Source organism: Stenotrophomonas sp. Sm2128, assembly GCF_030985535.1.
Classification (GTDB): Bacteria; Pseudomonadota; Gammaproteobacteria; order Xanthomonadales; family Xanthomonadaceae; genus Stenotrophomonas; species Stenotrophomonas maltophilia.
This window is the reverse complement of sequence record NZ_JAPTFQ010000013.1, coordinates 62,731-72,019: the sequence shown is the minus strand read 5'-3', so window position 1 is coordinate 72,019 and position 9,289 is coordinate 62,731. Positions and strand designations below refer to the sequence as shown.

10 protein-coding genes are annotated in these 9,289 nt (G+C 67.7%); 6 read left to right on the top strand and 4 right to left on the bottom strand.

Annotation, left to right across the window (positions count from 1 at the left end):
- Window positions 1–271: 271 nt before the first annotated feature.
- A complete protein-coding gene (locus tag O0K41_RS06065) occupies window positions 272–2,701 on the bottom strand; it encodes a DUF3772 domain-containing protein (RefSeq protein WP_050426961.1) in 2,430 nt (809 codons plus the stop codon).
- A 333-nt stretch (window positions 2,702–3,034) separates the two neighbouring features.
- Complete coding sequence (locus O0K41_RS06060; protein ID WP_005414723.1) at window positions 3,035–3,283, bottom strand: hypothetical protein; 249 nt, start codon at window positions 3,281–3,283, stop codon at window positions 3,035–3,037.
- A 182-nt stretch (window positions 3,284–3,465) separates the two neighbouring features.
- On the opposite strand from O0K41_RS06060, the gene O0K41_RS06055 reads away from it, so the two are divergent.
- The 3 genes from O0K41_RS06055 to O0K41_RS06045 all read left to right on the top strand — a co-directional run bounded on the left by O0K41_RS06055 (window position 3,466) and on the right by O0K41_RS06045 (window position 5,789).
- Entirely contained in the window at window positions 3,466–3,960 is a 495-nt protein-coding gene (locus O0K41_RS06055; RefSeq protein WP_005411362.1) for a lipocalin family protein, read from the top strand.
- 11 nt (window positions 3,961–3,971) lie between these two features.
- Window positions 3,972–5,180 carry an FAD-dependent oxidoreductase gene (locus O0K41_RS06050; protein WP_049451152.1) on the top strand — a complete coding sequence of 403 codons (1,209 nt, stop codon included), beginning with the start codon at window positions 3,972–3,974 and terminating at the stop codon, window positions 5,178–5,180.
- Between the two features lie 126 nt (window positions 5,181–5,306).
- The gene (locus O0K41_RS06045) at window positions 5,307–5,789 is read left to right on the top strand and encodes a hypothetical protein (protein ID WP_005411364.1); all 483 of its coding nucleotides are present in this window, start codon (window positions 5,307–5,309) and stop codon (window positions 5,787–5,789) included.
- A gap of 152 nt (window positions 5,790–5,941) precedes the next feature.
- On the opposite strand, the gene O0K41_RS06040 is transcribed toward O0K41_RS06045, so the two are convergent.
- The gene (locus O0K41_RS06040) at window positions 5,942–6,376 is read right to left on the bottom strand and encodes a PepSY domain-containing protein (RefSeq protein WP_005411365.1); all 435 of its coding nucleotides are present in this window, start codon (window positions 6,374–6,376) and stop codon (window positions 5,942–5,944) included.
- 151 nt (window positions 6,377–6,527) lie between these two features.
- Here O0K41_RS06040 and O0K41_RS06035 point away from each other — a divergent pair, with 151 nt between their 5' ends.
- The 3 genes from O0K41_RS06035 to O0K41_RS06025 are packed head-to-tail and all read left to right on the top strand — an operon-like array spanning window position 6,528 to window position 8,793.
- Entirely contained in the window at window positions 6,528–6,818 is a 291-nt protein-coding gene (locus tag O0K41_RS06035; protein ID WP_012481470.1) for a PepSY domain-containing protein, read from the top strand.
- A complete protein-coding gene (locus O0K41_RS06030) occupies window positions 6,818–7,477 on the top strand; it encodes a response regulator transcription factor (RefSeq protein ID WP_005414726.1) in 660 nt (219 codons plus the stop codon). Before O0K41_RS06035 ends, O0K41_RS06030 begins: the two co-directional genes overlap by 1 nt.
- Window positions 7,474–8,793 carry a HAMP domain-containing sensor histidine kinase gene (locus tag O0K41_RS06025; RefSeq protein ID WP_164221580.1) on the top strand — a complete coding sequence of 440 codons (1,320 nt, stop codon included), beginning with the start codon at window positions 7,474–7,476 and terminating at the stop codon, window positions 8,791–8,793. Before O0K41_RS06030 ends, O0K41_RS06025 begins: the two co-directional genes overlap by 4 nt.
- A gap of 163 nt (window positions 8,794–8,956) precedes the next feature.
- On the opposite strand, the gene O0K41_RS06020 is transcribed toward O0K41_RS06025, so the two are convergent.
- Window positions 8,957–9,277 carry a DUF6122 family protein gene (locus O0K41_RS06020; RefSeq protein WP_005411369.1) on the bottom strand — a complete coding sequence of 107 codons (321 nt, stop codon included), beginning with the start codon at window positions 9,275–9,277 and terminating at the stop codon, window positions 8,957–8,959.
- Between the last annotated feature and the right edge of the window lie 12 nt (window positions 9,278–9,289).

The window sequence follows — 9,289 nt, the reverse complement described above, 5'->3', positions numbered from 1 at the left end:
CTAAAATAAAAATGGGTCCACAGCGGTTTTCCCCGGAAAAAGGTATTTGACCCCAAAAGCAATTCCAAAAGATCGCGGAAAACTGTCGAAGGCGGGGCGGTGCCGGAGTGTGGGGTGTCAGCCGCATGGATGCGGCTGCCAAGCCTACAGGGACGTACTTGCGGCGTCCCCGCACTCCGGCACCGCCCCGCCCAACCACGGAATGCACGCTGTTGCTCTTGCGGTTGACGTTGCTTCGGCGGGTGCAGGGCGAAGCCCTGCAAAGAACCCACTACTCCTGCGGATCGCGGGTGATGTGGATGTCGGTCGGGGTCGACAGCGGAATGTTCCGCTCGGCCAGGATCTGCAGCAGGCTGAAGTACAGATCGCTGCGGGTCGCATACACCTGCCGCGGGCTGGCCACGTACGCGAAGCTGTTGATGGTGATCTGGCCACCGGCAATGCTGTCGATGTAGACCGTCGGCGCCGGCTGCTTCAGCACGTTGGTATGCGCGGTGTACGCATCCAGCAACGCCTGCCGCAGGTTGCCGACATCGGTGCTGGGCGGCACCGCGAACTGGATCTGGATGCGGCCCTGGTTGTTGCCCATCGTCATGTTGCGCACGGTTTTGGTGACCAGCTCGGAGTTGGGCACGATCAGCGTCGACTTGTCGCCCACCTGGATCTCGGTCGAACGCAGGCTGATGCGGCGGATGTCGCCCTCCTGGTCGCCCAGCTTCACCCAGTCGCCGATCTTCACCGGGCGCTCGGCCAGCAGGATCAGGCCGGAGACGAAGTTCTGGGTGATCACCTGCAGGCCAAAACCGATACCCACTGACAGCGCACTGACCAGCAACGCCAGCTTGCTCAGCTGCAGGCCCATCGCGCTCAGCGCCCAGATCACCGCGATGATGATGCCCACGTAACGGGCAACCGTACTGACCGAATTGCGTGCGCCCAGATCCAGTTCGGTCTTGGGCAGGTAGGTGTCGGTCAGCCAGCGCTGCACCAGCTGGGTGATCGCCAGGCCGGCCAGCAGCGCCAGTACCGCCAACACGATCCCCGCCGGTGCCAGCTTGGTGCCACCGATATCGAATCCGGTCGTGAACAGTGAAGTGAAGCGCTCCACCACCGCGCCGATGTTGCCGAACGGCGCCACCAGGGCAAGCAGCGTGAGCAGCACGACCACGGTACGCAGCGCCGCCGACAGCAGCACGCCGGCCTGCTCCAGCCGCGATACGCTCAGGCCGGTGCTGAGCAGGATGGTCTGGCCAACCTTGCTGTCGGCGTTGAGCATCCAGGTGCTCAGGTCATCGACGAACTTGAACAGCAGGGTCGCGGCCAGCACCACGATGCTGCCGCCGATCAGCTGCTGGTTCACGAACTTGGCGAAGTTCAGGTAGCCCAGCAACGTGGCAATGATGGCCGCCACCACCGCGATGTTGCCCGCTACCCGGGCCAGTACCAGCCAGCTGCTGCGACGCACCGGCGTGGCCGCGCCCACGCCATCGGCCTGTGCCTCCAGCTTGGCCTCGGCCTCGGCGGTCTGCCGGCGATGCAGGCGTGCCAGGGTCACCAGCATGGCCATGATCAGGCCGAGGTAGGTCAGCGCAATCAGGCCGTCCAGCGCCACCGTGGTGACGTCGCTGGTACGCGTGGCCTGATCGAGGGCGACCAGCACCGTGCTCAGCCAGGCCAGCGCCGCCGCGCCCCACGCGTACTTGCGCAGCTTGAGTGCGGCGGTGTCATCCAGATTCAGCAACCGCCACGACGGACGCTTGGGTACCAGCATGCACGCGCTGAGCGCCGCAATGAAGGCGGCGCGGAAGGTGGCCGTCTCCAGGCCGTCGGCCACCACCTGCAGGCGCGGCGCGATCGCATCGATCGCATCGAGCGCTGCCATCAGCACCACCACGGCATAGCCGGGCAGCAGCGTACCGACCAGCAGCAGCCACATGGCCAGGCCGGAGCGGCGCAGGCGACCGTCCGGCGCACGCTCGGACGCCGCAAAGCGCCGCCCCAGCCTGCGCAGCCACAGCCGCAGCGGGAACATCATCACCAACGCGGCCAGCAGGCCCAGCAACGGCGTGCCCCAGCCATTGGCCCGGACACCAGCAACAAACGTATCGCGCCCCTGCTCGGCCAACGGCGCGACGCGTGCGATATCGATCGGCAGGCGCTCGGCCACCTTGCTCCACAGCGCCGGAGACAACGGCGAGGCGACCTTCTTCCCCATGTCTTCGGCGCGTTGCGCAGTGCGCTGCTGGTCGATGTCGGCTGCCAGCTGCTGGGCACGCACGGCACTGGCCTTGGCCTGCGCTACCGACGCGGCCAGGCCGTCGCGCTGTTTGGTGATGGTGCGTCGTTGCGCGGCCAGTTCCGGCGGTTCGGTGGTGCCTTCCGCAGGCGTGCCCAGCTGCGCCAGCTGTTCGCTGATCCGATCCAGCTGCGGCTGCAACGCCTTCTCCAGCGCTTCGGCATCGCGCCGGGCCTGCGAGGCATTCTCGGACAGCATCGCCAGTGTCTCGATGGCCTCTGCATCGCCCCGCTTGCGCTCGACCTCCTTCAGCCTGGAATCGATGTCCGCCAGTTGCTGCTTCGGCGTGGGGTCCTCATCCTGGGCCAGCACCGGTGCGGACAGCAGGAAGGCAGTGCACAGCAGCAGGGCCAGCCAAGGCCCCCGTGCACGGATCGATCGCAGGAAAGAAGACACGCCAGCCACACCGTTTCGCGCGGACCACCGCGCCTGCGCGCGACTATACGGCACAGGCGGTAAAGGCTGGATGGTGGCTCAGAGGACCACACCCACCGCGATGGGAGCTTCGACGGGGTGATGGCGCGGGGTGGTCACGACGGGGCGATAACGGCCTGGCGATTGCGGCGGGGTGATCGTGGCCGGGCGAACCGACGGGGTAGAGTCAACTGTTAGTCGACTATCGCGCGCAGCGCGGGCTTTGCGCAGCGTCCAGCGAAGAGCAGTCGACCAACAGTCGACTCTACCCCGTCGGTTCACCCCGCCCACGTTTCCGCGCGCACGCACGCCACGCCGGCGAAGTCAGTACTTCAGGCGCAGCTCTTCGACGGCCGGCTGCTGCAGCGCGTACCAGTCCTGGAACTCTTCCTCGGTGATCTCATCGGGCGCGTACACCGCCACCGGGTGCCAGTCGTGGTCGGTGGGCAGCGGCTGGCGCGGGCCGGCACGCAGGCTGTAGCTGACGCCCTCGTAGTCGACCAGGTCATCAACCTGCGGCCACTGCTCGCGTGCGAACGCGGATTCACTCTTCAACAGGATTACCTGGTACATCGGCACCTCCACCTCGGTTGGATCAGGAAAACACGGCGCTGGCGGCAGCATACCGCCACGCCGGTGACAACGGCCACGCCGCAGCGGCGACGGAACGTTCTGGACACGGCCATCGCCCAGGCTTCACCCGCCCATGGCAAGGCCATCGGCATCGTGGAGGCCCACCCCTGCCACGACCGCCGATGACCGACCACCCGCCGCTGAAGACCGTCGCCGACCTCAAGCTGCCCCGCTACCTGGGCACCTGGTATGAAATCGCACGCCTGCCGATGCGCCACGAGCCGGAAGGCTGCACCGATGTGTCGGCGCACTACACCCTGCTCGACAACGGCAACGTCGGCGTCACCAACCGCTGCCGCATGGACGGCGACGTCGAGGAAGCCACCGGCGAGGCCTGTGCCGTCGACAACGACAGCGCGCGCCTGGAGGTGAGCTTCCTGCCCAAGGGTCTGCGCTGGTTGCCGTTCGCCAAGGGCGACTACTGGGTGATCCAGGTCGCTCCGGACTACAGCGTGGCGCTGGTCGGCAGCCCGGACCGCAAGTACCTGTGGCTGCTGGCCCGCGAACCGCAGCTGGACGCCACCGTGCAGGATCATTATCTGGCCACCGCCCGCCTGCAGGGCTTCGATCTGTCCGAACTGATCCACACCCCGCACACCGGTCGCCCCACAGCCTGAGCCGCCCACTCATGGACCTGAAGAGTGGCTACCCCTGGTGGGCGGTGCGCAACGGCCTGATCCACGCCTTCCCACCGCTGGAGCGGGATCTGCGCTGCGACGTGCTGGTGGTCGGCGGCGGCATCACCGGTGCGCTGATTGCCGACGAGTTGTCCGGGCATGGCCACGACGTGGCGGTGATCGAGCAGCGTGACATCGGCTGGGGCAGCACCGCTGCCAGCACCGCGCTGCTGCAGTACGAGATCGACACCCACCTGCTGGAACTGGCCCAGCGCTATGGCCAGGACGCCGCGGCGCTTGCCTATCGGGCGTGTGCGGAAGCAATCCCAGCGCTGGGCGACGTGGCACGCGGGTTGAAGGACGTGGATTTCCAGCGCATGGACAGCCTGTACCTGGCCAGCCGCCATCGCGACGTTCCGCGCCTGATGGCCGAAGGTGAGGCGCGGCGCAGCATCGGTCTGGATGCCCGCTGGCTGGGCCCGGAGGCACTGCAGGAACGCTTCGACGTGAATGCCGGTGGAGCCCTGCTCACGCGCCAGGCGGCGCGGGTCGATCCGTATCGGCTGACCTATGCGCTGCTGCAGCGCCTGCGTCGGCGCGGCGGCCACGTGCATGACCGCACGGTGCTGCACAGCCTCGATGCCACTGCGCGCGGGGTGACCGCCCGTACCGAAGACGGTGCCACCATCCGCGCACGCCACGTGGTGCTGGCCATGGGCTATGCCAACCAGCGCTGGCTCAAGCAACGGGTTGCACGCAACCGCAGCAGCTACGCCTTCATCACCGATCCCGTCGATGCGGACGTGCTCGGCCGGCTGCGCACCACCATGGTGTGGGAGAGCGCCCGCCCCTACCTGTACCTGCGCGCCACCGGCGACCGTCGCCTGCTGGTGGGCGGGCTGGACGATGCCATCGACATCCCCGCCCGCCGCGACCGGCGCGTTCAGAGCAAGGCCGACAAGCTGATGAAGCAGATGCTGCATTGGTTCCCCCGGTTGGACCCGGTGCCGGCGTTTTCCTGGGCCGGCACCTTCGCCGAAACGGCGGACGGCCTGCCGTTCTTCGGCCCGCACGATCAGTGGGGGCCGCGGGTGCACTTCGCCATGGCCTACGGCGGCAACGGCATCACCTATTCGATGATCGGCGCGCAGCTGCTGCGGGCCGGGATCGAGCGGCGGGCGCATCCGCTGGCGGGGCTGTTCGGGTTCGGGCGGTTGTAGCCTGCAGCCAGGCATAGCCTGGCTCTACCGCGAGCGGGCGCCGACAGGCATCATTCAAGCAGCCCCTGCTAGCGTCGGCCTGTACCGCCGCGTGTTGCGTGGCCACCTGTCCGCTGGAGCGCCGTCATGATCCGCCCCCTGACCCTGCTGCTGTGCCTGGCCCTGCCGGGAACCGTGCTGGCCCAGTCCGCTGCCGGCGCCACCGCGCCGCAGGCTGCCGGCCTGGACCTGACGCTGCCGCAGGCGCCGATGCGCTACCTCAACGACCCGGCCCTGCAGCAGGATCCGCCGGGCACGTACTACGGTGACAAGAGCGGCCCGCGCGTACACGACGACGCGAAGATCGCCGACGTCACCGACGACAAGGTCAAGGTATCCGGCAGCTTCACCACCGGCATCGGCTATTCCAAGAACGGTGGCAACAGCCACTACAACGCCGCCACGCTGAACCTGAGCAAGAACTACACCACCGATGAGGGCAAGACCCACGGGGTCAACGTCAACATCCACGTGAGCGAAGGCAAGGGCCCGGGCTTCTTCGGCCCGTACGGCGGCTACTACGGCCGCGGCCCGGGCTATTGGGATTACCCGCCGCCGTTTGGCTGGTAACGCCCCGCGTCGGCCTGGGCCGACCAAGGTCGGCCACTACCGCTGCGTACGCTTGGTAGGTGTCGACCTTGCATGTGCCGGTGGGTGTCGACCTTGGTCGACACGCTCTGCATTCCGTGCCGGCCAGCGGCCGGCACCTGCCCGCACGCGAATCAATCCAGCCAGCCATCGCGCTCGCTGTGCAGGATGCGGCCGTCATAACCGCTCAGGCGCACCTCCACCTTCTGGTTGCGGGCATTGCGGGCTTCCAGTGACCAGGTCGCACCATCGCGTTCCAGCGAATGGATCTCGCGCAGGCCATGCGCCTGTGCCCGTGCCAGCACCTGCTCGGTGGTCAACAGCGCGCGGCTGCTGTGCTCATCGAAGATCTCGCCGGTCTTCGGGTCCACGTAGACCTCGCTGAAGCGGCCATCGGCGCGGCTCACGTCAGCCTCCCACAGGCCATCATCGCGTTCGATCTCGTGGATCTGGGTGTAGCCGGCCTTGCGCAGGGTCTGTTCAACCTGGGCCATGCCCAGCGGCGCAGCCTGTACGGCCGGCGCGACGGCCAGCAGGGCAACAGTGGCGAGGGTGAGTGACTTCAACATGGGGGTTCTCCTGTTCGTGGTCGTGGCCGGACCATCCCGGCAACGCCACAATGCACCCCGTGGTTAACAGCGCCTTAGCCGGCACTGTTAGCCAGCTGTTAGTCACCTCCGCCACACTCACGCCTGGTCCTACAGTCCTCCCCGCGCCCCGATGCTCTCCACCCTGCCCCTGCTGCTGGCCCTGGCCAGCGCCCCGACCGCCGCCGCGCCCGCACAGGACCCGGCGCAGCAGGTCGCGCGCCGCGCCGTGCAGCAGGGCCGCTACGTGCCATTGGAAAGCGTGGTGCGCGATGCGCTCAAGCGCTTTCCGGGCCAACTGCTGGAAGTGGAGCTGGACGACGGCGTCTACGAAGTGGAGATCCTGCGCGGCGACGGCGTGGTGGTGGAGCTGGACTATGATGCGCGCAGCGGAAGGCTGCTGAAGACGGAGCTGGACGACTGATGCGCATCCTGTTGGCCGAAGACGATGCCGCACTGGCACAGCGCCTGGTGCCCCTGCTGGAACAGGCCGGCTACGTGGTGCACGTGGTCGCCGACGGCCGCCAGGCCGAGGAGATCGGCCAGATCGAAGACCTGCAGGCGGCCATCGTCGACCTGGGCCTGCCCGGGCTGGACGGATTGAGCGTGATCGAGCGCTGGCGCGGCAACGGCCGCAGCTTCCCGGTGCTGGTGCTGACCGCACGCGGGCGCTGGCACGACAAGCTGGCCGGCTTCGACGCCGGCGCCGACGATTACCTCACCAAACCGTTCCAGGCCGACGAACTGGTGCTGCGCCTGCGCGCCCTGATCCGCCGCAGCCATGGCCACGCCAGCCCGCGCCTGCACTGCGGACCACTGCAGCTGGACGTCAACGCTGGCCGTTTCGAGCTGGACGGCCAAGCGCTGTCGCTCAGCCCGCAGGAATTCCGCCTGCTCAGTTACTTCATCCACCACAGCGGCCAGGTGATCGGCCGCGACCGGCTGGGCGAACAGGTGTTCGACGGCGGCCACGACCCGGACTCCAATGCGCTGGACGTGCTGCTCGGACGCGTGCGCCGCAAGCTCGGCATCGATCTGATCCAGACCGTGCGTGGCCAGGGCTGGCGGCTGGCCGCGCCGTGAGCCGGCAATCCTCGCTGCGTCGGCGCCTGCTGCTGGCTGGCGGCGCCGGCCTGCTGCTGGTTTCGCTGCTGGCCAGCGCGCTGCTGGGCGAACTGTTCAAGCGCAGCGCGCGTGACCGCCTCGACCACGGACTGCAGCAGGACATGCTGACCCTGCTGGCGCAGGCCGAAGTGGACCCCGAAGGACAGCTGCGCCTGCGCCAGGAACCGAATGACGCGCGCTTCCAGCGCGTGTTCTCCGGTGCCTATTGGCAGATTGCCGGTGCCGATGGCCGCGTGCTGCTGCAGTCGCGCTCGCTGTGGGATGAAACCCTGCCGGCCATGGCCACAGGTGCGGCCACGCGCAATCTGGCTGGGCCACTACAGCAATCCCTGCGTGCACGCGTGCAACAGGTGCGCCTGCCGCGCGCCAGCGCACCGTTCGTGGCCGTGGTTGCCACCGACCGCAGCGCGCTGGATGCGGATGTAGCCGCGTTCCGCAAGCGCACCGCCATCGCCCTGGGCGTGCTGGTCACGGCGTGGCTGGCGGTGCTCGCCAGCCAGGTCCACTTCGGCCTGCGCCCGCTGCATCGCCTCGGTGCGCAGCTGGAACGGGTACGGCGCGGCGATGCGCAGCGCATCGACACGCAGGAACTGGGAGCGGAAGTCGCACCACTGGGTGAGGAACTCAACGCGCTGCTGGACCACCAGCAACGCATGGTCGCGCGCGCGCGCACCAGCGCACAGGATCTGGCGCATGCGCTGAAAACCCCGTTGAGCGTATTGGCCACCGAGGCCGACGGCGACGGCAGGGACTGGCGGGCGACCGTTCGTGAGCAGAGCGCCCGCATGCAGGCCAGTGTCGACCGCTACCTGGCCGCTGGGTTGGCCGCCGACCATCGCCAACGCACCGACGTGGCGACTGTCGCGCAGGCGCTGTGCCGGCTGATGGCACGCGTGCATGGCGAACGCGGCATTGCGTTCACAGCGGAAGGCATTGATCCGGCGTTACAGTTCGCCGGTGCCAGTGCGGATCTGGAAGAGATGCTGGGTAATCTGTTGGACAACGCCGGGCGGTGGGCGCAACAGCAGGTCACTGTCGAAGCGGAAGCCCACGACGGGCAGTTACGCATCGAAGTGCGTGATGACGGCCCTGGCCTGACGGCGGATGCGCTGTCCCAGGTCACACAGCGTGGTGTACGCCTGGATGAGCGCGAGGGCAGCAGTGGATTGGGGTTGGCGATTGTGAGCGATATCGCCGCCAGTTATGGCGGGCGCCTGGCGCTGGAAAATGCGCAGCCCGGCCTGCGCGCAGCGTTGTGGTTGCCGGTGGCGTGAAGCGGCCAACCCAACGATGGGGAATGCCGGCCGCTGGCCGGCAACCACGTGGTCGCCGGGAACGCCTTGGGGAAGCCGGCCAGCGGCCGGCTCTACCAAGCGCCAATCCGACCGGTCGCCGTACACCCGGTAGGTGTCGACCTTGGTCGACACACATCAAACATCAACGGTGATGCATCCACCAGCAATCAATCGCGTCCAGCACGATGTGGATGATCAAACCGATGCCGAACAACCGCGTTTTCTTCGGCACGCACAGCCCCGCGTACACGGCAATCGCCGGTGCGGTGTGCAAGGGATGGAAACCGATGCTGCAGCGGTTCGGTGCATAGATCGGGTCGGCCAGCAGATGGTCCAGGTCGATGATCCATCCCAGCAGCATCAGCAGCCACGCCGAAGCAAAGCGCTTGCGCCAGAACAGCCATGCCAGCAGGGCTGGCACGGCGGCATGCAGGAACAGGTGGAAGATCGCGCGCGCGCTCATCGGCAACGGCGG